Source organism: Methylobacterium aquaticum (genome assembly GCF_016804325.1).
Classification (GTDB): Bacteria; Pseudomonadota; Alphaproteobacteria; order Rhizobiales; family Beijerinckiaceae; genus Methylobacterium; species Methylobacterium aquaticum_C.
This window is the reverse complement of sequence record NZ_CP043627.1, coordinates 6,226,805-6,246,997: the sequence shown is the minus strand read 5'-3', so window position 1 is coordinate 6,246,997 and position 20,193 is coordinate 6,226,805. Positions and strand designations below refer to the sequence as shown.

Here is a 20,193-nt window from a genome sequence, read left to right as displayed (position 1 = left end):
AGAGTTAATGTTCAGAGAAAATCATGATCGACGAGATGATGCGCAAAATGACTAACGACAGGCGTAACAGCCAAAAACATCACTATATGCCAGTATTTTATCTCAAGCAATGGCTGAACAAGGATGGTCAGATCTGCGAGTACAAACGTCTGGCGAACGGAGCGGTCAAGCCACGCCGAACACATCCTTCCGGCACGGGATACGTCCGGGGGCTTTATGATTTCGTTGGGCTTGAGGACCCGGAACTTCGGGAGGCGTTCGAGAGGGAGTTTCTGAAGCCAGTGGACACCCGCGCCGCTGAGTTGCTGCAGGATATCAACGCGGGTCGCAGAGCAATGAACAACCCTGAAAAGCGCTCTGCCTGGACGCGTTTCTTGCTCTCGCTGCTCATGCGGATGCCCGAGGACATCAAGTTGCACAAGGAGAGATATATCCAAAATTGGTTGAAACCGAATCCTGATCGACGCAAGTATTACAAAAGCCGCGTGTGGCGGCCAGGCATGCCACAGCGGCTTGACGATGTACTCGCAGCCATGGATCTACAATCGATCGAGCATCGCGCGCTTGATGCCTTGATACCTCTTATCAATAATCCACGTATAGGCGAGGTCGTCATTAGTCTCCACTGGGGCAGCCTGACTCTGCCAGTCGGAGCGCCAGCTCTCCTTACCTCTGATCGCCCGATTCTACTCTCCGACGGCCTGGAAGATCCGAACTCTCATATCATTCTGCCAATCGGCCCAAAACAAATATTCTATGCGGTTAAGGATAAAGGTGTTGTCAACTTCATGATGGTAAAACCGCCAACTGAATTGGCACACATCGTGAACATGGCGGTGGTTTCTCAGGCCGTGAACTATGTTTACGGCCAGTGGGACGTACAGCTCCCCTTTGTGCAGCAATATATGGGCACGAACCAGCGCCCATCACTCATTGAACGTATGCAGCAGTACGGCTCGACGCAGGAAGCAATGGAAGATCTAAGGAGGAAAGCTCGCCGCCGAGGTGTTCGTTTGCCCGCAAGGGCCGGCTGACGTTGGCGAAAGAAGGGCCGCCTTCAATGGCCTTACACTATCTACCACCTCTTCTCCAGCCACCTTTCCCCTGATTAAGGGGACGGCTGAGATATTTCCAGTTCGCCTGTATCTGGTCCTCACGATGGAAGCGTCCGATAGGGTAAGGAGGGGCAATGCTGGAAACTGTGCCCAACATCTTCACCCTCTGGCTGAAAACATTAGGATCAATTCCGGCCTGTGAAGCTAGCTTGCACTGCCGAACCCTCCAGTGCCCGCGCATGAAGATCCGGTCCTCAGATGGAGACACATTGTCGAGCGTGGGCGGGCCATCTTTAAGGTGCTTAGCTTTGGCAAAGGCCAATTCGACCGCTGTGAATGGTTTGTAGCCGTAGACGATGTGCTGTGGCATTAGCCCTCCCTCCGGACACGTAAAGCATTCTTCTCCTCATCCGGCGTAAGGGTGAAGCTGCAGGATAGCTTCTGCTCCATTTTCCATTTCCGTGTGCGTAGGTTGTGGAACTTGCGGCGCGCCTGCAGCCGAGAAAGCCCCTCAAGGCTCACGAGAAAGCTTTCTCCCGGTTTCAGTTGCTCAAATGGGTAAACCACAGGTCGGCCAGGCGGTCTCGGCTTCTGAGGCGGCGTTGGTCCCTCCATCACAATACCTATCATATATATGCTTTCTTTGCTCTCAGACTATCGGCCGAATAAAATTGAACGTCAATTAAAATACTATTTGACGTCAGTTTAAAACAAGCAGAGCATGACCCCATAACGAAAGGCAAGAAACCATGGAACGCTACAACATCTACATGAGCCGTCACCTGTTCAACATGACGGCCGCGGAGTCGGTTGAATACGCTTTGTGGAAAGCCGCCGCCTGGGCTGGTGGGGCGGTCGTTGTGGTTTCCATCGCCGTTGCCCTGGCAGCCTAGTTAACCCCCAAGAGAAAGTGAGGATATTGTTCAACAAACTTATGGCCACGGTATCATGGGCCCTGCGGGGGTTCCCGCTTAGCCAGGAACAGCAGGCGGATACCTACCGGCAAACCTGTGAAATTATATCTCTGAAAGCGTTGCTTGAAAGCGCGCGAGAGTCGGTTGTATGTGCGCCTTTCCCGTCGAAGCGGATGCCGATGGAAGACGCGGAAGCCAAGGCGTCCACCCGGCTCCCGTCCCCGCGCCACATGGACGCTCGCCAGCTTCTCGCGGACACCCGCCTGACCAAGACCAAGGAGCGTATCCTGCTCGTCGCGCTGATGACCGGCGGGAAATACAGTGAGGTGCGCATCCGGCGTCTGTTCATCAGTTACCTGCAGCCGGTGAAGCTCTCCCACTCCATCCAGAGCCGCGTGCGCACGATCCTGGCTCGCTCCGGCGTCTACCTGCAGGAAGAGCGGTTCGGCCCCCGCAACCGCCAGAAGCGCGTGTTCCTCACCCTGCGCCAAATCGCGTTCCTGAACGGCGAGGGATGAGAGGCCGCAAGATCTACCGTGCCCCGCCGCGCGCGCCGGACACGGACTGGGTGAGGGTCGCCGGTACCGTCATCCGCACCAGCGATGCGGCTGTTCTCTTCGAGCTGCGGCGGGACGTGATGAACGCCTACGCCAAGGTCGAGCAGAAATGGATTCCGCGGAGCCTGGTGCTGGATGGTGCAGCCGTGGTGGCCGGATCAGAAAGCCTTTCTGTCCGCCGCTGGTTTGCTGAAAAGAATGGCCTGCCCATCATAGGGCTGGCTCCAACTAACGAGAGTTAACTGTTTTGGTGAGCATATTTGATTCGGGTGACTTTTTCAGCACGCGGTGGCGGCGAGTGAACGCAGAGGTTGTAAGCGTTGACTTAAATCGCCAGCTCTCCTTGCTGAAGTGAGAACTAGTCCAATCTAGAGCTAAAGCGCTGTAAGGGGTGGGAAAATTGCCTGTACGAGTGCCGCAGGTCTGACACCTTTGAGAAGGTCGTGGAACGATTTGAGTCGTATCGCGGTTCATCAGCTGGATCGAAGCCGTATCGTTAACGGCTTGGTCTGCCGGAGTTCATGCGATGAACGGTTCGGAAGGCCCTTTCTCCCCCACTACTGTGATACCCCAATGGCCAATTCCGGAGCTACCAATCCTCGAAGATAGAAACTTTTTTATCCGAAACTGGAAAAAATGCGCCTGGGGCACGACCGGAGCCTTGGCGCTCGGTTCGTTCTACGTCATTCCGCCGATACCACCATGGCCTTATGGGGAAGGATCGCAATCGCCGGAGTTGCGGCGAAGAAGGTGATCGCGAAACCGCTTGTCTCAAAAAAAGTTAGTCAAAAGGGGTACAATGTCGAAAGGATTAGGGAGGCGTTGAGTAAGATACCACCGCCTAGTAAGGTGGAGATTGGAAGCGCCCAGGAATTCAAAAGTTCGGTGCGCAAGTTCCAGGAAGGTGCATATACGCCTTTGACTGAAGTCCGACTGATGGGCGATTTCGGTCAGAAGATCGCACCGACTTTTGGCGAAGCTTATAAATTGCTGTCTAGCCGCCTAAAAAGCCAACGCGACCGTATCATGCTATATGCTATGGCCGCGAACCGTGAAAACGCTGCCCGAGCGCGCGATAAAAACCAATCTGCGCTCACAGATAAGGACATAGTCGAACTAACCATTAAAGTTTTCGACGACAAAACCATAGGGGTTTTGGAAGATCACGCCTTCTATACTAAGCCGCTGGCCCACCAAGCGCTTGAGTGCTTGATGAACGGTGCCCATATTATCCACAACGATGGCAATGAGGTATTGCTGCGTTGGGGTGATTGGACGCCTTCCGATTTCAAGGTGTAAAGTAAGGCTTCTGAAAAGTTGCTGGCCCGGGATCTATCCCGGGCTTTTTACTGCGTGAGTAGTTAAGGTATGTTAAAAGGTTTCAACAGCAATGTTAAGACTCGAAAACTGAGACGCACTCCGCTCCAGCGCAAGACCCCGCTCAGGACCAAGACGCCCCTCAAGGCCACGTCTACCCTCCGGCGCACCCCGTTGAAGCGGAAGCCGGTGAAGCGGAAGGACGGCACTCAGGGCCGCCAGTACATGGCGTTGATGGTCCAGCTACCCTGCGCCGTTGCCAATGCCCACTGCGGGGGCCGTAGGACCGTCCACCACCGTTCTGGTGCCGGGATGGGTAAGCGGGCCTCTGATCTCGACACGATCTGTCTGTGCGAGCGGCACCACCTCTACGGGCCAGAGAGCATCGAGGAGATGGGCAGCAAGGTATGGGAGCGCCATCACGGCGTCGGTCAGGGCGATCTTATCCAGCATACACGCCAGGCAGTCATAAACATGATCCTTGCATATTCCCAGCAAGAGCGGGAACATCATGCCGAACTGCTGGTTCAACTCACAAGATAAGGAAGAAACGACAATGGAAAACCAACTGGAAAACCGTTCGGCTGCTGCGGACGCCTCTCGTTCCAACGAAAGCCAGGCCCGCGCGACGCAGGCTATTCGTGATGTGAAGCCGTCCAACCGTGTCACCACCACGGAAGGCCAGGAAACCGCCACCACTGAGGCCGAACGCGAGCAAGCAGTCACCGCCCTTTCCCATGACGCCCCCACCGTCGCCGGCACTGCTCCCGTGCCCGGTGAGCCCGTTCCTGACGACAAGGAAACCAAGCGCCAGCGGCATCTCGAAAACGCCCGCCAGAAGCGCGCTGTGGCTGCGAACGCCTCCGGTCCCGATCAGCAGAAACTGCTGGCTGAGGCTTAAGCTGAAGAAGACGAAGCCAACAAGCTCTAAGTCCGTCAGGATTGTCCCACCCGGCTCCGGCCGGGTTTTTATTTGACAGCTGTCCCACTATGGCGAAGCATGGGGTAGACCGATAATGCAAACAAAAGAAAGTCTCAGGGGTACGGTAACTTGTATCAGGATTCCATTGTTGACTGTTGAATCCCCCTCGCGGGGGATTTTTGTTAGCCGTGCAGCAATGGGAAAGCTATCAGGCCAAGGCAGGCGACCACAAAGAGCGGAACAGCAATCCTGAAAGACAGGGGCAGCGTGTCCTTCCACGTGAATGACCGTTGCTCATTGATCCAGTCCCGCTCCTGTTGAGCAAAGAATTTATAGTGCGCGTACCAATCGCTGAACAGGATCTGTTTGCTGATAGAGACGGCATAAAATTCTGTTTCTAATCGTTTCAGCTCCTTATGGCTGTCTTGAACATCATTTCCAGCTTGCACAGAATGATAAAGATCGCGGAGCTGATTATATATTTGAGTCAGTTTTCTCCCAGCTTCGTCATATTTCTTGGCCTTATACGGATTGATGTAGATTGTGCAGAGTCCGAGAACGGCCAAGCACGCTGAAGGCAGCTTTGCAGACAGCGGTTCCCACACCAAAGCGAAGATACCAACGGCGCTGGATATGAATCCTATCCAACCTGGCACCTTTTCAACGATGTCAAAGGTGGCAAAGTGCTTTTTTGCACCAAAGCCGACGTTGTAGCCCGTCGTGGCTATGGATCTGAGCAGACCAGCTTTATCCACTTTATTCCCTCGTGGTGCTAATGGGAACGCGAACACGGTCCGTTGCGACGACTACACCATCCTTGACCGCGTAGCACTCGACAATATGGTCGCCTTTGAAATCGGTCGTTTCCTTGCGTTCAAGGTGTCCGTCATCCTCCACAATCTGACCGCGAATGATATTGCGTTTCACGGCGATTGGCCCCCTGTTCAGCACCTTCCAGTAAAGATCAAAAGGCGCAGGAACGTCGGTGCTTTTCACGAAGAACTTGAGGTTTTTGCTGGCTAGCAGAGGGCTTCTTGAAGCGAGTAGAGACCTTAGGAATGAAGGTCGGAACCCATTCTGGGTAACTTCGCAGTCCAGCTCGATGTCGTACCGAATGTCCACAGGGAAGCGATCCTCCACGAACTGCTCGGTATTGCGGGCGGCGTAACCGTCTGTTTTGACCATGGCCTCTACAAGCTGCGCCGCAGGGCGGGGTGGGAAATTACGACCATACACACGTCGCCAGCGGTCGTTGCGATACTCCTCTTTCTCTGCCTCAATAGCCGAAACGCAAAGCTCATAGGCGCGCTGAGCCTTTTTCCTAAAATCCTTTTTTACACGCACGCGCTGGCCGCTACCAAGGGCCGCATAGAACTCCTGCTTAGGCTGGTCAGCTAGGAATTTGAAAAAGTCACGGCTCATCCAGTCGTAAAATAGGTAGCTCTTACTGTCATAGCTCTCGGTTTGCTTGAAAAAATTATAAGCTAAAGTGTCGATTAGTAGTCCGCCCATGGCCAGGCCGTGCTTGTTCTTCCAAGCACGAGCCATGCGACACAATCGCCTTAGATTTTTATTCTTCTGCGTATCAAACTCAGCCATCGCTTCAATTTCTTCGCGCGGCTTCGTCACCTTCCAGCTGCCACCAGCGTAGCTATCCGGATAGTAAAAAGATCCATCATCGCGCTCGAAAGCAGGTTGGACTTCGATGTGGAAATCTTTGTAGAGGACTCGAACAACTAATCGATCGACCTTCACTGTGGTAGCGGGGTAACGGGCGCTGATAGCATCAGCCGTATGTTTCAACAGTGTGTACTGCCCGCTTGTCTTGTAGTCTTCCCATAGGCGAGCTGGCATGATATATATCATGTCCAAGTCGGAAATGCCTTTTATAGCCGTCCACCGGCCATAAGAGCCAACCTGAAGGCTATTGGCGAACTTAGACTCCGTATCTCTATATCTTTTATTGAGAGCTGCAGTTATTTCTCCATAGCGCAGTGAGATTGTCTCTGCGTTATTGACTTTTATATTGCCTAGAAAGGTCTTGAAGGCGTCAGCAATGCTCATTGTCAGCCTAGCCGCACTGGAGACCGGAAGGGGATGGGCGGATGAGTTAGATAAGGTGGTGATTGGCCGCGTGAGATGCCACCGAGACCAGGGTCGTAAATATACGAATCCTGTTGATAAAGTGCCCGCCTACCATCTTCCGTCATTGCTCACGACGGCATAGATCATTGTAAATCTTGCGAGAATCCCGCTGCTGCCTTACCCTTCACAGGGTGAAGGTCACGATCACCAACAATGCCACGAAGGTTGCCGCTGACCTCGATGCGGCGGCTCGTCGGCAGATCCCCTTTGCCACTGCCGTGACGCTTACCCGTGTTTCTCAGGACGCCAAGGCCGAGCTGCGCAGCGGCCTGCGTGGCTACTTCACCATCCGTAGTGGCTGGGTGAGCCGTGGGATCGTTCATGAGCCAGCCCGGAAGAGCACATGGCCCATCGCTGCCGTCGTCGCCACCAGGGATGGCTTCATGGCCCGCCAGGCCGAGGGAGGGCTTAAGCGGGCTGCGACCGGCAAGAAGCTGGGCCTGCCTGTAGACGTGCGCTCGCCTCTGTCCATGCTCACACCCCGCTCCAAGTGGCCGGGTGCACTGCTTCGCCGCAAGCGGCAGGCCTATTTTCTGATGAACGTGAAGAAGGGTAAGCTCGCCGGTCGCCAGGCTGTGTTCCGTCGCACCGGGCCAGGTAAGACGGGGCTTTCGCTGCAGTATGTGCTGCGGGATAGTATCAAGGTGAAAGGGCTATGGCCCTTCCATCAAATTGTTGAGGCCACCGTGGCCCGTACCTATGATTGGCGGTTTGGCCAGGAGCTGGCCAAGGCGTTAGCCACTAAGAGGTAAGGCCCGCTTACATTGTAGAAAGCTTCTGCCTCAAAGCCTCCAACTCCTGCTTAAAAGACGCCAATTGCTCGAATCGCAGGGGAGAGTCGATAAGTTCAATAAGGTTGAACTTAATCATAATCTCACTTTTAACACCGCGGCTCTTATCGAATAGCACTGCCCGATAGTCAGTGCCTTGGGTGCCTGTGCTTAGATAGTCCCCTTCATGGGTTACGCGGACGATCTCTTTACGTTGGCGGTCAATACCATAATAGACATGAGCCATTGTGCGCCTCTGTGGCTTATTTTTACGGTGGTGGGTGATAGATGGTGAGCCTAGATATGAAAGTCAAACAGGGGGCGTTTGGGTCCTTCTGGGGCGAAATCCTATGCGGGTGCCGCGCGGCGCGAAACATCGCCAGCGACAGCCATTTTAGGGGTTTGTAATTCTAAAATTGCAACTTACAAACTTGCAATTTGAAAGGCAGTTTAAAAGGGCCCTAGGATAGTCTGGGAGCCAAAAAGACCATTGCAAAAGCCCCCGTGAAACATTCCGAAAAGCCAGTTTCAGTTTTGCAAGCTGCAAGGGAGATTGGTCGAAGCCATACCGCGGTTCAAAATGCCATCATCGCCGGTCGGCTGACGAAATGCGTTGTCAAGGATCAGGCTGGCAAGCCCAAGATCCTCCTCTCCCTGCTGCGGGACGAATGGGCTACCTTTACCGATAAGACGGGGACCATGGATGGCCTCCGGGGCGGGAGGCCATCCAAGAAGGCAAAGCCCGGTCCGACTGAACCGCCCGTTATACGTATCGCTCCGCCGGAGTCGTTGCCGCCTGCGCGGCCATTCCGCGAGGAAATGCCGGACCACACGCCGCCGGACGCCTCGGGCCGGGTGCTCTATGACCAGAACGGCCAGGCCATCATGGGTTTCCAGGCCAGCCGGGCACTGGAAGGCCACTACGATGTGCAGCTGAAGGAGCTGAAGTACCGCCTGTGATTAGGCGTGGAATAAGGACCCCGTTTCCGGGGTGATCGGCGTCCAAACGGGACCCCCAGGATACTTCATCCAGACTGCCTCCCGCATTCGGAACGGGAGGCTCGCGGAGGATGTTGGTCGTGGAGACGGTCGCGAAGATCCGCCGCGCGTACTTCGTGCAGCATAAGCCGATCAAGCAGATCTGCCGGGAGCTGAAGCTCTCCCGCAAGGTCGTCAGGAAGGTGATCCGCTCGGAGGCAACTGCCTTCCGCTACACCCGCAGCGTCCAGCCTGCACCCAAGCTCGGGCCCTGGCGCGACGAGCTCGACCGGATGCTGGCGGCCAATACGGGGAAGCCGGCGCGGGAGCGGCTGACGCTGACCCGTATCTTCGAGGCGCTGCGGGGGCTCGGCTACGAGGGCGGCTATGATGCCGTCCGCCGCTACGCCAAGACGTGGAAGCGCCAGCAGGCCAGCGTGACGGCTCCCGCCTTCGTGCCACTCGCCTTCGCCCCGGGTGAGGCCTACCAGTTCGACTGGAGCCACGAGATCGTGCTGATCGCCGGCGTCACCACGACGGTCAAGGTCGCCCACGTCCGGCTCTGCCACTCGCGCATGCTGTTCGTGCGGGCCTATCCGCGCGAGAGCCAGGAGATGGTCTTCGACGCCCACGACCGGGCGTTCGCCTTCTTCCGCGGCACCTGCCAGCGGGGCATCTACGACAACATGAAGACCGCGGTCGAGACGATCTTCGTCGGGCGCGAGCGCGCCTACAACCGCCGCTTCCTGCAGATGTGCTCGCACTACCTCGTCGAGCCCGTGGCCTGCACGCCCGCGTCAGGCTGGGAGAAGGGGCAGGTCGAGAACCAGGTCGGGCTGGTGCGCGAGCGCCTGTTCACCCCGCGCGTCCGGGTGAGAAGCTACGACGAGCTCAACGCCCTGCTGCTCGACGGGGTCGTCGCCTACGCCAAGGCCCACCCGCATCCCGAGCAGCGCGAACTGACGATCTGGCAGGCCTTCGAAGCCGAACGGGGAGCCCTGGTCCCCTACGCCGGACGCTTCGACGGCTTCCACGCCGTCCCGGCGGCCGTGTCCTCGACCTGCCTGGTGCGCTTCGACAACAACAAGTACTCGGTCATGGCCTCGGCCATCGGTCGCCCGGTCGAGGTGCGCGCCTATGCCGAGCGCATCGAGATCCGCCAGGACGGACGCGTCGTCGCCGAGCACCCGCGGGCCTTCGGACGCGGCCAGACGGTGTTCGACCCCTGGCACTACGTCCCCGTGCTCGCCCGCAAGCCCGGCGCGCTGCGCAACGGCGCACCGTTCAAGGACTGGGTCCTGCCCGCCGCCCTCGAACGGATCCGCCGCAAGCTCGCCGGCAGCGCCGACGGCGACCGCCAGATGGTCGAGATCCTCACCGCCGTGCTCGGCGACGGCCTCTCCGCGGTCGAAGCGGCCAGCGCCGAGGCACTGCGCGAGGGCGTGCACTCGGCCGACGTGGTGCTCAACATCCTGGCCCGCCAGCGGGAGCCGCCCGCGCCCGTCTCGCTGCTGACGCCCGAGAGCCTGCGGCTGCGCCACGAGCCGGTCGCCGACTGTGCCCGCTACGACAGCCTGAGGAGAGCCCCATGATGGAACGTCAGCAGATCCTCGCCACCATGGGCGAGCTGAAGCTGTTCGGGATGAAGGCGGCCTACGACGAGATCATCAAGGTCGCCCTCAAGCGCAGCCACGAACCGCAGCAGATCGTCGGCGACCTGTTGCAGGCCGAGATCAGCGAGAAGCAGGCGCGCTCGATCCGCTACCAGATGACGATTGCCAAGCTGCCCCTGGCCAAGGACCTCGCCGAGTTCGCCTTTGCCGGGACGCCGATCAACGAAGGTCTGGTGCGCGACCTCTGCGGCGGCGAGTTCCTGGCCCACCAGCGCAACGTCGTGCTGGTGGGCGGCACCGGCACGGGCAAGACGCACCTGGCCATCGCGGTCGCCCGGTCGTGCATCCGGGACGGGGCGCGGGCCCGGTTCTACAACGTGGTCGACCTCGTCAACCGGCTCGAGGCCGAGGCGCGAGCCGGCCGGCAGGGCCGCATCGCCGACCACCTCGCCCGGCCCGACCTGGTGGTGCTGGACGAACTCGGCTACCTGCCGTTCGCGCAGTCGGGCGGTCAGCTGCTGTTCCACCTGATCAGCCGGCTCTACGAGACCACCTCGATCGTGGTGACGACCAACCTGGCGTTCGGGGAGTGGCCGAGCGTGTTTGCCGGCGACGCCAAGATGACGACGGCACTGCTCGATCGGCTGACCCACCACTGCGAGATCGTCGAGACCGGCAACGAGAGCTGGCGCTTCAAGAACCGGGCGTGAGGGCGGCCTGTGCGCGGCTCATCCTGGCCCCCTGCTCAGCCCGGCTGCGCCACCCCGACCCGCTTCGCCGGGCTGAGCAGGGGCGTCGCGCATGCTCAACAAGGGGGCCCGATTGGACGCCGATCAGGGGTCCCGTTCCGATGCCGTTTGACATATTGGGTACACCCGACATGCGGGCGCTTCTGGACCGACCAGATCCGCTGCCGGCTCTGAGGCGCCGATTGCTGGCGATCCTGTCCAGGTTGATCGGGCGGGCGGACGTGACACCCTCGTCGTCATTCCGGGGCCGCGCCAGCGGAGCCCGGAATCCATATGTGGACGGCCCCTTCTCGCAAGCGGAAAATTCCGGCCAAGCTTTCGCGTTGCATCCATATGTCCGGCCTTGGTGCGGCCCTGGGGCCGCGGCCAAAATGGTGGTTCGCGACACGCTCTCCCATCAGAAACACGGCCTCGAACGGCCCCTGGATTCCACGGATTTTTCGCGCGTCACAGACAGCGTAGCCGACCACTCATCTTCTGCTTGCAAGCTCACGGGCGCCTCACCGGCTCCCAAACTCCTTCAATCCGCGCTGACCTCGCCTCGCCGACAATACTGCCAGGCCCTGCTATACTGCCAAGCCCTGCTCCCGATCAGATCCTACCCCCGATCAGGCCTGGGCCGGCGCAGCCCCGCCCACAGCAGCGCCGGCCCAGGCCGGGTCGTACGAGCCCCCGCTCACCAGAAGACGCCAGGCAATCCGCGCCAGCTTGTTGGCCAGCGCCACCGCCACCACCTTCATCGGCTTGCGTGCCAGAAGCCCCGTCAGCCAGCCTTTCAGCCCGCCGCTGCCCGGCTTGTGGTGACGCAACACCGCCATCGCGCCAGCCACCAGCACGCTGCGCAACTGCTCGTCACCCGCTCGCGTGATCCCGCCTAGCCGCTGGCGGCCCGCCGTCGAGTGGTCCTTGGGCGTCAGGCCCAGCCACGCCGCGAAGTCCCGGCCGCTGTCGAACGCCGCGGGATCGGGCGTCTTCATCACCAGCAACGCCGAGGCGACCGGACCCAGCCCCGGCACCTCGCTCAGCCGCTGGTAGGTCGTGTTCTCCCGCTGCCAGAGCTTGAGCTGGCGGTCAGCCTCTTGCACCCGCTCGTCAGCATCCTGGTACTCCTCCCATAGATCCGCAAACAGCGTGCGGGCCAGGTCCGGCACTGCCGGCTCCTTCGCGAAGCGCTCCGCCAGGTCCGCGAGATGGGCCAGACCCTGCGGGACCGTGAGCCCGAACTCGGCCGCGTAGCCGCGCAGGCTGTTGCTGATCTGGGTGCGCCGCTTCAGCCGCTGCTCGCGCAGGCCCGCCAGCATCTGCGCGGCCTGCTGCTCGGGCGTCTTGACCGGCACGTAACGCATCTGCGGCCGGCTGGCTGCCTCGCACAGGGCTGCCGCATCCCGGGCGTCGTTCTTGGAGCGCAGCACGTAGGGCTTGACCAATTGCGGAGCGATCAGCCGGACCGTGTGGCCCATCGCCCCCAGCGTGCGGGCCCAGTCGTGCGACGCCGCACAGGCCTCCAGCACCACCAGGCAGGCCGGCTGCTTCTCGAAGAACTCCTGCATCTTGGTCCGGGTCAGCTTCTGCTTCAGGACCACAGCCTCGGACGCATCGACGCCGTGCAGCTGAAAACTTCCCTTGGACGTATCCAGCCCAATGCGGGTAACCTCGGTCATGGACGGCCTCCTCGGATGAGATCCCAACGACCTCATTCTGGCACACTGATGCCGATCGGGGGGCCGTCCACACCATCAGAACCGCAGGTAGTTCAGGATCATGCGGAGGCTGTTCCGCCTCTTCCTGGACCACCTGCGGTTCTGGATTCCGGGCTCCGCTGGCGCGGCCCCGAAATGACGTGGCGGGTGGAAGGATCGTCGGGGAGCCGAAATCCCTCGGTCTTCACAGGCAGGACGGGCGATCGATTCCGACGACGGAACGAGCGTGATTCCGCTTCGCGATCACCCCCTAATTCACGAACGCCCGACTCCGGTTGTCCCGGTCCCGCACGGTCGTCAACGGCAGGCGGAAGACGCGGCGCTGGTGCTGGTCCTCGACCCGGAAGGCGCTGCGCGCCCAATCGCAGGACATCTCGCGGTCGTCGAGCAGGCCGGCCGCCAGCTTGGCCGCCACTTCCAGCGCGTCGGCCGTGCTCTGCAGCTCGACGCCGTCGGGGTCCATGATCAGGCGGTGGCCGGACTGGAAGTGGAAGTAGTAGACGGTCATCACGGGCTCGACGATGATTCGCCCGAATCTATGACACAGAAAGCCGGGGACGGCGATCCTCTCTCCGTCAAACCGGTATCCTCTATACCTCTTCAGGGATGCCGGCCCGCCCGCCGATGTCATATCTTGAAAGAATTCTCCTGAACGAAATCGCAGACTTTGCGTCACGAAACAGTCGGGCTTTCGTCTTGACCCAAAAAAGAAAGCCGCCCGAAGGCGGCTCTCTGACGTCGGCGTTGGATCCTGCGAGGGATCAGGCCCGCAGGCGGGTCCTGACCTCGCCGAGGCTGCGGCGAACCAGGTCTTGCGCGGCCTCGCCGCTGACCTTCTCGCGCAGGATGGTCTCGGAGACCCGCACGGCGGCTTCCGCGGCGGCGGCCCGCACGTCGGCGGCGGCCTGGGCCTCGGCCTGGGCGATCTTGGTCTCCGCCGCCTTGGTGCGGCGGGCGACGAACTCGTTCAGGCGGGCATGGCCCTCGGCCGCGGCGGCCTCGGCCTCGGCGCGGGCGTTGGCGACGATCTCGGCGGCCTCGCGCTCGGCGTCGGAGCGGCGGCGCTTGTAATCCGCCAGGACGACCTCGGCCTCCTCGCGCAGGCGCCGGGCCTCCTCGAGCTCCTTGCGCACGCGCTCGCCGCGCTTGTCGAGCCCGCCGATGATCTGGTCGAACAGACCCATCTTCCAGGCGATGCCGCAGAACACCACGAAGGCGACCGCGACCCAGAATTCCGCATCGAACAGCATGTCGGTGATCTCCTGCGGCTCAGTGCACGGTCTGGGCGGTGCGGTCGTAGGCCGCCTCGACGGCGCTCCGGTCCGGCGCCTGGCCGGTCAGGCGCTCGACGATCGCGGTCGCGGCGTCGGCCGCCACCTCGCGCACGCTGCCCATCGCGGTCGCGGTGCGGGTGCGGATCTGGGTCTCGGCCTCGGCCAGCTTGGTCGCCAGGTCGGCCTCGAGGGACTTGCGGCGGGTCTCGGCCTCGGAGGCGAGCTGCTCGCGGGTGGTCTGGGCGATACCCTTGGCCTTGTCCTGGGCGTCCTTGAGCGCACGCTCGTAGGTGTCGCGGGCGCCGTCGGCCTCGGCCTTGGCGCGGGCGGCCTGGTCGAGGTCGCCGGAGAGGCGGGCCTGCCGGTCGTGCAGGATGCCGGCGATCTGCGGCAGCGCGATCTTCGACATCAGGTAGTAGAGCAGGCCGAAGGCGAGCGCGAGCCAGAGGGTCTGCGCGACGAAGGTGCTGCTCTCGAACGGCGGGAAGCCGCCGCCATGCTCGGAGGCCGGCTCGTGAATCAGCCCCTCCTTGAGGGGGGCGGGTGCGTGTGGCTGCGCCATGGTGTCGTCCGGGTGTGGGGGAGACGAAGCGCTCCCGCCGAGCGCTCGGCCGGGCCGGCCGTCGCGCCGCCACGCCTTACGCAGGGCGGCGGCTGCACGAAGTGGTGACAGGGGACCTTAGTGTCCCTCACGAAACTCCCGTTCGCCCTCGTCGCGCTTCATGGCGGCGTCAGCGCAGCGGGAGTTTTGTGAGGTGCACTTAACGCACGCGCACCGGAGCCTTGGGTGAAGGCCCGGTGCGCGGGTGGACCACCTCTTCTCGGTAATCCTCGCCGGGATTAGACGGCGAACAGCAGCAGCAGCGCGACGAGCAGCGAGAAGATGCCGAGCGCCTCGGTCAGCGCGAAGCCGAGGAGCAGGTTGGCGCGCTGGCTGTCGGCCGCGGAGGGGTTGCGCAGGGCGCCGGCGAAGAACTGGCCGAACAGGTTGCCGAGGCCCATGGCGGCGCCCGCCATGCCGAGGCAGGCGAGGCCGGCGCCGATGTACTTCGCAGCAACGGGATCCATCTGATGCTCCTAAGGTCGTCTAGTCGTCTGGCGGGGTATCCGGCCGCGACACGGCGAACCGGGGTGGGAAGCTCTTTGGTGCGATCGCGGGCGGGGGAGGGGCCTCGATCCGAGGCCCCGGTCCCTCAGTGGCCCGGATGCAGGGCGTCGCTGAGGTAGATCGAGGTCAGCGTCGCGAAGACGTAGGCCTGCAGCACCGCGACCAGCATCTCCAGCGCCGTGACGGCGACCGAGAGGGCGAGGGGCAGGGGCGAGAGGATGCCCCAGACGCCGGCGGCGAGCAGGGCCGGGACGAAGCCCGCGAAGATCTTCAGCGCGATGTGGCCCGCCAGCATGTTGGCGAAGAGACGGACCGAGAGGCTGATCGGACGCGAGATGAACGACACGACCTCGATCACCACGATCAGCGGCTTGAGCCAGCCGGGCACGCCGGGGGGCACGAACAGGCCGAGGAAGTGGGTGCCGTGAGCCATGAAGCCGTAGATCACCACGGTGAGGATCACGACCAGCGCCAGCATGAAGGTGACGATGATGTGGCTGGTCACCGCGAAGGCGTAGGGGATCATCCCGAACAGGTTCAACAGCAGGATGAACATGAACAGGGAGAAGACCAGCGGCACGAAACGCTCGCTGCCGTGGCCGGCCGACTGGTGCACGGTCTGGCCGATGAACTCGTAGAACACCTCGGCCAGGGACTGCGCCCGGCCCGGCACCACCGCCCGGCTCTTGGTCGCCCAGATCGTCAGGAGCGCGATGAGCCCCACGGCCAGGAACATGTACAGCGCCGACTGGGTGAAGGCGATGTTCTGGTGGCCGATATGCCCGAACGAAACCAGCGGCTTCAGCTCGAACTGGTGGATCGGATCCATCTTGACGGCCATGCCGGTCCCGCCCCCTCGTGTATCGCTGCCGCGGGTCGTTCCCGCCGCGCTGCCAATCCGTGCAGGCGGATGCACGGCATCCACCGGATGATCAAGGCCCTGGCGGGCCTTTCTTCGTGTCCGCGGCCGGAAAAAATCCGGAAACGCGCATCACGTTGTAGATTCCGGCTCCGAAGCCCAGGACGAGCAGGACGATCAGGCCCCAGGGCTTGGTGCCGAGGAGTCGATCGCAGCCCCAGCCGAGAAGGCCGCCCGCCAGGACGCCCGCCACGAATTCCGTGGACAGCCGCATGGCGATGCCGAGGGACGAAGGCCCGCCGCTCCCTTGACGCGACGAAGGATCGGGAGACGCCGCGGGGCGCTTCCGGTCGATCTGCATCTCGAGACGCTTGAGCCTCGCGGAGAGGTCGTCGTCGGGGGAGGAGCCCTCACCGGTGCCATCCTTCCCCCGCGGGTCGTTGCCGTTCATGGCGAAACCTCGCGCGTGAAGAATGAAGGAGATCCGGTCCGGCTACCCCCGTCGAGCGGGCGCACCATAGTTTCGCCCACCTTGGGTGTCAAGGCACCCCGAAGCAAGTGTAAGTCATTGGACTTTCGGCGGATTTCGCGTCCCGCGCGGGGCCGCCGTCAAACCGCTTCGACCAGTTGCTCGGCGGTCGCGAGATCGACCGAGACGAGCTGCGACACCCCCGCTCGGCCATGGTCACGCCGAACAGGCGGTCCATCCGCGCCATGGTGATCGGGTTGTGGGTGATGACGATGAAGCGGGTGTCGGTGTCGCGCGCCATCGCCGCCAGGAGGTCGCAGTAGCGCTCCACGTTGGCGTCGTCGAGCGGCGCGTCGACCTCGTCGAGGACGCAGACCGGCGACGGGTTGGTGAGGAACACCGCGAAGATCAGCGCGGTCGCCGTCAGGGCCTGCTCGCCGCCTGAGAGCAGCGTCATGGTCTGGGGCTTCTTGCCCGGCGGCCGGGCCAGGATGTCGAGGCCCGCCTCCAGGGGATCGTCGGAATCGACCAGGGTCAGCTCGGCGGTGCCGCCGCCGAACAGGGTGGTGAACAGCCGCTCGAAATGGCCGTTCACCGCCGTGAAGGCGGCGAGCAGCCGTTCGCGGCCCTCGCGGTTGAGGCTCTGGATCGCGCCGCGCAGGCGCCGGATCGCCTCGATCAGCTCGTCGCGCTCGGCTCCCAGCTCGTCGCGGCGCCCTTCCGTCTCGCGCAATTCCTCCTCGGCCCGCAGGTTCACGGCGCCGAGCCGGTCGCGGTCGGCCCTGAGCGAAGCGGCCTTCGCCTCGACGGCGGCGATGTCCGGCAGGGGATCGCCGGGCGTCGCGCCGGCCAGTCCGAACAGGCCGTCGGGCGTCGTCTCCAATCCGTCGGCGATGGCGCGGACTACCTCGGCGAGACGCCGTTCCAGGGCCTCGTGGGCGGCCGCCGCCGCGCCCCGCGTCTCGCGGGCGGCCGCGAAGGCGTCGAGGGCGGCCCGCGCCCGCGTCTCGGCCTCGGCCAGGGTCCTTTCCCCGGCGCCCAGGCGCTCGCCCGCCTGCGCCCGGGCGGCCTCCGCACGGTTCGTCGCGGCATCGAGCCGGCGGCGTTCCTCGGCGAAGGTATCGGGCGCCTCCGCCAGCTCGGCCTGCTCGTCCTCGGCCGCCGCGAGGCGGTCGCCGAGTTCGTCGAGGATCGCCTCCGCCCGCTCGGCCCGCTCCTGCCAGCGCGCCCGGTCGGCGGCGAGCGCGCTGCTGCGGGCCGCCGCCTCCTCGGCGGCGCGGGCGAGGGACAGGCGGGCCGCCCGGGCCTCGGCCGCGGCGAGCCGCTGCGCCTCGGCCGTCAGGCGCGCCTCGTCGAGACGGGCGGCGAGGTCGGCCGGCTCGTCGAGGGCGGCCAGCGCCTCCTCGGCGGCCTCGACCCGGGCCGCGGCGTCCTCGGCGTCCAGGGCGAGGCGGGCCTCGGCTTCCGCGAGCGCGGTCCGGCGGGCGGCGGCTTCGGCCTCCCGGCGCTCGGCGTGGCCCAGAGTCTCGCGGGCGCCGTCGAGGGTGCGGCGGGCGAGGCGGGCGCCATCAGTCGCGCGGGCCTCCGCCGCGACCGCGCCCTGAACCCGGGCCTGGAGGGCGTCGTAGGTGTCGCGCGCCGTCTCCGCCCGTTCCCGGGCCTCGTCCGCCGCCTCGTTCAGCGCCTCGAGCCGGTTGCGCTCCGACAGCCGCCGCGCTGCCGGCCGCGGCGCTTCCGCGGCGGCGGTGAAGCCGTCCCAGCGGGCGAGGTCGCCGTGCTTGGTGACGAGGCGCTGGCCCGGATGCAGGCGCGCGCGCAAGGCCGCCGCGTCCTCCCGCTCGACCAATCCGACCTGGCGCAGGCGGCGGGCGAGAGCCGGCGGGCCGGAGACCAAGTCGGCGAGCGGCCGGGCGCCGGCCGGCAGGGCCGGGTCGGTGCCGGGATCGCGGGTGAGCGTCCAGTGGGTCGGGGCGTCCGGGTCGGTCGCGGCGTCGAGGTCGTCGCCCAAAGCCGCCGCCAGGGCCGCCTCGTAGCCCGGCTCCACGGTCAGCGTGTCGAGGATCGGCGGGAAACGGGCCTCCGCCACCGGGGCCACGAGGCGGGCCAGCGTGCGGGCCTCGGTGTCGAGCCGCGCCGCCTCGCGCTCCGCCGCCGCCAGGACCGGCCGGCCCCGCGCCTCGGCCTCGCGGGCCTCTGCCACCGCGTCGCGGGCGGCGGCGGCTGCTTCCTCGGCGCTCTCGGCCGTCTCCTTCGCCTCGTTGGCAGCCTCGCGCAGGGCCGCGAGACCTTCGGTCTCGGCCTCGCCCATCGCTGCGGCCTCGCGGGCGAGGCGGGCCTGCTCGGCGGCGAGGCGCGCGGCCCGGGCGCGCTCGTCGGCGGCGCTGCGGATCAGGGCGCTGCGCCGGGCCGCGTGCTCGGCCTGGGCGCCTTGCGCGGCGTCGAGCACCGCCTCGGCCTGGGCGAGACGGGCTTCGGCTTGCGCGGCCCGTTCATCGGCGGCCTCGCGCGCCGCCGCGCCATCGTCGGCCTCGGCGAGGGCCGCCGCCTCGCCGTCCAGGCGCTCGAGGGTGGTGCGCGCGTCGTCCCGCGAGGCGGCCTCGCGGGCGAGATCGCGGCGCAGATCGACGATCCGCCGCCCGAGGTCGCGCAGGCGCTCGGCGCTGCGGCGCTCCTGCGCCTCCAGCTGCGCCGCCGCCAGCGTCAAGCGCTGCAGCTCGGCCGAGGCGGCGGCCTCCGCCTCGCGCAGGCGCGGCAGGGCGGCGGCGGCGATGCCTTGCGCGGTGGCGGAGTCCACTTGTTCGGCTTGCGCTACCGCCAGGCGGTCGAGGGCCCGGGCTAGCGCGTTTTCCGCCGCCACGGCCTCGCGGCGGGCGTTGGTGTGCCCGATCAGCAGCAGCAGCGCCTCGTGCCGGCGGATCTCGGCGGCGATGGCCCGGTAGCGCTGGGCCGATCGCGCCTGGCGGCGCAGGGACTCGACGCCGGCGGTGATCGCCGTCAGCACGTCTTCGACCCGCGACAGGTTGTCCTCGGCCGCGCGCAGGCGCAGCTCGGCCTCGTGCCGGCGCGCATGCAGGCCGCCGATGCCGGCCGCATCCTCCAGGATGCGGCGGCGCGCCTGGGGCTTGGCCGCGATCAGCTCCGCGACCTGGCCCTGGCGCACCATGGCGGGGGAGCGGGCGCCGGTCGCCGCGTCGGCGAACATCAGCTGCACGTCGCGGGCCCGGACCTCGCGGTTATTGACCCGGTAGGTCGAGCCGGCACCCCGGTCGATGCGGCGCGAGACCTCCAGCAGGTCGGCGGCGTTGAAGGCGGCGGGCGCGGTGCGGGCGCCGTTGTCGAGGGTCAGCGTCACCTCGGCGTGGCAGCGCCCCGCGCGTCCGCCCGAGCCGGAGAAGATTACGTCGTCCATGCCGGACGCCCGCATGCTCTTGTGCGAGCTCTCCCCCATCACCCAGCGCAGGGCCTCGACGAGGTTCGACTTGCCGCAGCCGTTCGGGCCGATCACCCCGGTCAGGCCGGGCTCGATCAGGAACTCGCTCGGCTCGACGAAGGTCTTGAAGCCGACGATGCGCAGGCGCGTGAATTTCATGAGGGGACGCGGTGCGCGGGTCGTGTGAGTTGCCTCTCGCCGCGGGCGGGGAGAGGGCTGTGTTCCCGTGCAGGGAACGCAGCGAGGCGGCAGCCGAAGGTGAGGGGGAGGTGCCGGGGGAGCCTCATCCGGAGACACCCCCTCACCCTCGCCCTTTGGGCTTGCCGCGCCCTC

General features: G+C 64.0%; 19 protein-coding genes and 1 pseudogene. 10 read left to right on the top strand and 10 right to left on the bottom strand.

Features of this window, described 5'->3' with window-relative positions; all coding sequences use genetic code 11:
• Positions 1-23: 23 nt before the first annotated feature.
• The 6 genes from F1D61_RS28765 to F1D61_RS28740 all read left to right on the top strand — a co-directional run bounded on the left by F1D61_RS28765 (position 24) and on the right by F1D61_RS28740 (position 4,744).
• Positions 24-1,034, top strand: coding sequence for a DUF4238 domain-containing protein (locus F1D61_RS28765; protein ID WP_203155425.1), 1,011 nt, complete (start codon positions 24-26; stop codon positions 1,032-1,034).
• A gap of 770 nt (positions 1,035-1,804) precedes the next feature.
• Positions 1,805-1,948 (top strand): hypothetical protein, encoded by a 144-nt coding sequence (locus F1D61_RS28760; protein ID WP_203155423.1) that lies wholly within the window; start codon positions 1,805-1,807, stop codon positions 1,946-1,948.
• Positions 1,949-2,148: 200 nt separating this feature from the next.
• Complete coding sequence (locus F1D61_RS28755; RefSeq protein ID WP_203155421.1) at positions 2,149-2,487, top strand: hypothetical protein; 339 nt, start codon at positions 2,149-2,151, stop codon at positions 2,485-2,487.
• Positions 2,484-2,768 (top strand): hypothetical protein, encoded by a 285-nt coding sequence (locus tag F1D61_RS28750; protein ID WP_203155419.1) that lies wholly within the window; start codon positions 2,484-2,486, stop codon positions 2,766-2,768. The genes F1D61_RS28755 and F1D61_RS28750 overlap by 4 nt, the downstream gene beginning before the upstream one ends.
• A gap of 394 nt (positions 2,769-3,162) precedes the next feature.
• Complete coding sequence (locus F1D61_RS28745) at positions 3,163-3,825, top strand: hypothetical protein (protein ID WP_203155417.1); 663 nt, start codon at positions 3,163-3,165, stop codon at positions 3,823-3,825.
• A 529-nt stretch (positions 3,826-4,354) separates the two neighbouring features.
• Positions 4,355-4,744: a hypothetical protein gene (locus tag F1D61_RS28740; RefSeq protein WP_203155414.1), complete on the top strand. Its 390-nt coding sequence runs from the start codon at positions 4,355-4,357 to the stop codon at positions 4,742-4,744.
• A 203-nt stretch (positions 4,745-4,947) separates the two neighbouring features.
• On the opposite strand, the gene F1D61_RS28735 is transcribed toward F1D61_RS28740, so the two are convergent.
• Both F1D61_RS28735 and F1D61_RS28730 read right to left on the bottom strand, forming a co-directional pair.
• On the bottom strand, positions 4,948-5,520 hold the full coding sequence (locus tag F1D61_RS28735) for an SLATT domain-containing protein (RefSeq protein ID WP_203155413.1): 573 nt from the start codon (positions 5,518-5,520) through the stop codon (positions 4,948-4,950).
• Between the two features lies 1 nt (position 5,521).
• Positions 5,522-6,829 carry an SMODS domain-containing nucleotidyltransferase gene (locus F1D61_RS28730; RefSeq protein WP_203155412.1) on the bottom strand — a complete coding sequence of 436 codons (1,308 nt, stop codon included), beginning with the start codon at positions 6,827-6,829 and terminating at the stop codon, positions 5,522-5,524.
• A 212-nt stretch (positions 6,830-7,041) separates the two neighbouring features.
• Here F1D61_RS28730 and F1D61_RS28725 point away from each other — a divergent pair, with 212 nt between their 5' ends.
• From F1D61_RS28725 to istB, 4 genes and pseudogenes are all read left to right on the top strand, one after another.
• On the top strand, positions 7,042-7,662 hold the full coding sequence (locus F1D61_RS28725) for a hypothetical protein (protein WP_203155411.1): 621 nt from the start codon (positions 7,042-7,044) through the stop codon (positions 7,660-7,662).
• 522 nt (positions 7,663-8,184) lie between these two features.
• Complete coding sequence (locus F1D61_RS28720; protein WP_203155410.1) at positions 8,185-8,640, top strand: hypothetical protein; 456 nt, start codon at positions 8,185-8,187, stop codon at positions 8,638-8,640.
• Between the two features lie 110 nt (positions 8,641-8,750).
• Positions 8,751-10,244, top strand: a pseudogene (gene istA, locus F1D61_RS28715) (IS21 family transposase); the annotation flags it as partial.
• Positions 10,245-10,249: 5 nt separating this feature from the next.
• Positions 10,250-10,981 carry an IS21-like element helper ATPase IstB gene (gene istB / locus F1D61_RS28710; protein WP_203158950.1) on the top strand — a complete coding sequence of 244 codons (732 nt, stop codon included), beginning with the start codon at positions 10,250-10,252 and terminating at the stop codon, positions 10,979-10,981.
• Between the two features lie 647 nt (positions 10,982-11,628).
• On the opposite strand, the gene F1D61_RS28705 is transcribed toward istB, so the two are convergent.
• The 8 genes from F1D61_RS28705 to smc all read right to left on the bottom strand — a co-directional run bounded on the left by F1D61_RS28705 (position 11,629) and on the right by smc (position 20,019).
• Positions 11,629-12,681: an IS110 family transposase gene (locus tag F1D61_RS28705; RefSeq protein WP_203155409.1), complete on the bottom strand. Its 1,053-nt coding sequence runs from the start codon at positions 12,679-12,681 to the stop codon at positions 11,629-11,631.
• Between the two features lie 289 nt (positions 12,682-12,970).
• Complete coding sequence (locus tag F1D61_RS28700) at positions 12,971-13,228, bottom strand: DUF6894 family protein (protein WP_203155408.1); 258 nt, start codon at positions 13,226-13,228, stop codon at positions 12,971-12,973.
• A gap of 253 nt (positions 13,229-13,481) precedes the next feature.
• A complete protein-coding gene (locus F1D61_RS28695) occupies positions 13,482-13,967 on the bottom strand; it encodes an ATP F0F1 synthase subunit B (protein ID WP_203159328.1) in 486 nt (161 codons plus the stop codon).
• Positions 13,968-13,989: 22 nt separating this feature from the next.
• Positions 13,990-14,556, bottom strand: a complete 567-nt coding sequence (locus F1D61_RS28690; RefSeq protein ID WP_203155407.1) for a F0F1 ATP synthase subunit B' — start codon at positions 14,554-14,556, stop codon at positions 13,990-13,992.
• Positions 14,557-14,834: 278 nt separating this feature from the next.
• Positions 14,835-15,062, bottom strand: a complete 228-nt coding sequence (locus F1D61_RS28685; protein WP_048436618.1) for a F0F1 ATP synthase subunit C — start codon at positions 15,060-15,062, stop codon at positions 14,835-14,837.
• Positions 15,063-15,187: 125 nt separating this feature from the next.
• Positions 15,188-15,943, bottom strand: coding sequence for a F0F1 ATP synthase subunit A (locus F1D61_RS28680; protein ID WP_109959015.1), 756 nt, complete (start codon positions 15,941-15,943; stop codon positions 15,188-15,190).
• Positions 15,944-16,034: 91 nt separating this feature from the next.
• On the bottom strand, positions 16,035-16,412 hold the full coding sequence (locus tag F1D61_RS28675) for an AtpZ/AtpI family protein (protein WP_203155406.1): 378 nt from the start codon (positions 16,410-16,412) through the stop codon (positions 16,035-16,037).
• 88 nt (positions 16,413-16,500) lie between these two features.
• Positions 16,501-20,019 carry a chromosome segregation protein SMC gene (gene smc / locus F1D61_RS28670; protein ID WP_432443183.1) on the bottom strand — a complete coding sequence of 1,173 codons (3,519 nt, stop codon included), beginning with the start codon at positions 20,017-20,019 and terminating at the stop codon, positions 16,501-16,503.
• Between the last annotated feature and the right edge of the window lie 174 nt (positions 20,020-20,193).

What these genes read in the sequence shown, in the direction of transcription:
- F1D61_RS28765 (WP_203155425.1), top strand. Translation starts at nt 24, where the DNA reads ATGATCGACGAGATGATGCGCAAAATGACTAACGACAGGCGTAACAGC.
- F1D61_RS28760 (WP_203155423.1), top strand. Translation starts at nt 1,805, where the DNA reads ATGGAACGCTACAACATCTACATGAGCCGTCACCTGTTCAACATGACG.
- F1D61_RS28755 (WP_203155421.1), top strand. Translation starts at nt 2,149, where the DNA reads ATGGAAGACGCGGAAGCCAAGGCGTCCACCCGGCTCCCGTCCCCGCGC.
- F1D61_RS28750 (WP_203155419.1), top strand. Translation starts at nt 2,484, where the DNA reads ATGAGAGGCCGCAAGATCTACCGTGCCCCGCCGCGCGCGCCGGACACG.
- F1D61_RS28745 (WP_203155417.1), top strand. Translation starts at nt 3,163, where the DNA reads ATGCGCCTGGGGCACGACCGGAGCCTTGGCGCTCGGTTCGTTCTACGT.
- F1D61_RS28740 (WP_203155414.1), top strand. Translation starts at nt 4,355, where the DNA reads ATGCCGAACTGCTGGTTCAACTCACAAGATAAGGAAGAAACGACAATG.
- F1D61_RS28730 (WP_203155412.1), bottom strand. Translation starts at nt 6,829, where the DNA reads ATGAGCATTGCTGACGCCTTCAAGACCTTTCTAGGCAATATAAAAGTC.
- istB (WP_203158950.1), top strand. Translation starts at nt 10,250, where the DNA reads ATGGAACGTCAGCAGATCCTCGCCACCATGGGCGAGCTGAAGCTGTTC.
- F1D61_RS28705 (WP_203155409.1), bottom strand. Translation starts at nt 12,681, where the DNA reads ATGACCGAGGTTACCCGCATTGGGCTGGATACGTCCAAGGGAAGTTTT.
- F1D61_RS28700 (WP_203155408.1), bottom strand. Translation starts at nt 13,228, where the DNA reads ATGACCGTCTACTACTTCCACTTCCAGTCCGGCCACCGCCTGATCATG.
- F1D61_RS28690 (WP_203155407.1), bottom strand. Translation starts at nt 14,556, where the DNA reads ATGGCGCAGCCACACGCACCCGCCCCCCTCAAGGAGGGGCTGATTCAC.
- F1D61_RS28685 (WP_048436618.1), bottom strand. Translation starts at nt 15,062, where the DNA reads ATGGATCCCGTTGCTGCGAAGTACATCGGCGCCGGCCTCGCCTGCCTC.
- F1D61_RS28680 (WP_109959015.1), bottom strand. Translation starts at nt 15,943, where the DNA reads ATGGCCGTCAAGATGGATCCGATCCACCAGTTCGAGCTGAAGCCGCTG.
- F1D61_RS28675 (WP_203155406.1), bottom strand. Translation starts at nt 16,412, where the DNA reads ATGAACGGCAACGACCCGCGGGGGAAGGATGGCACCGGTGAGGGCTCC.
- smc (WP_432443183.1), bottom strand. Translation starts at nt 20,019, where the DNA reads ATGAAATTCACGCGCCTGCGCATCGTCGGCTTCAAGACCTTCGTCGAG.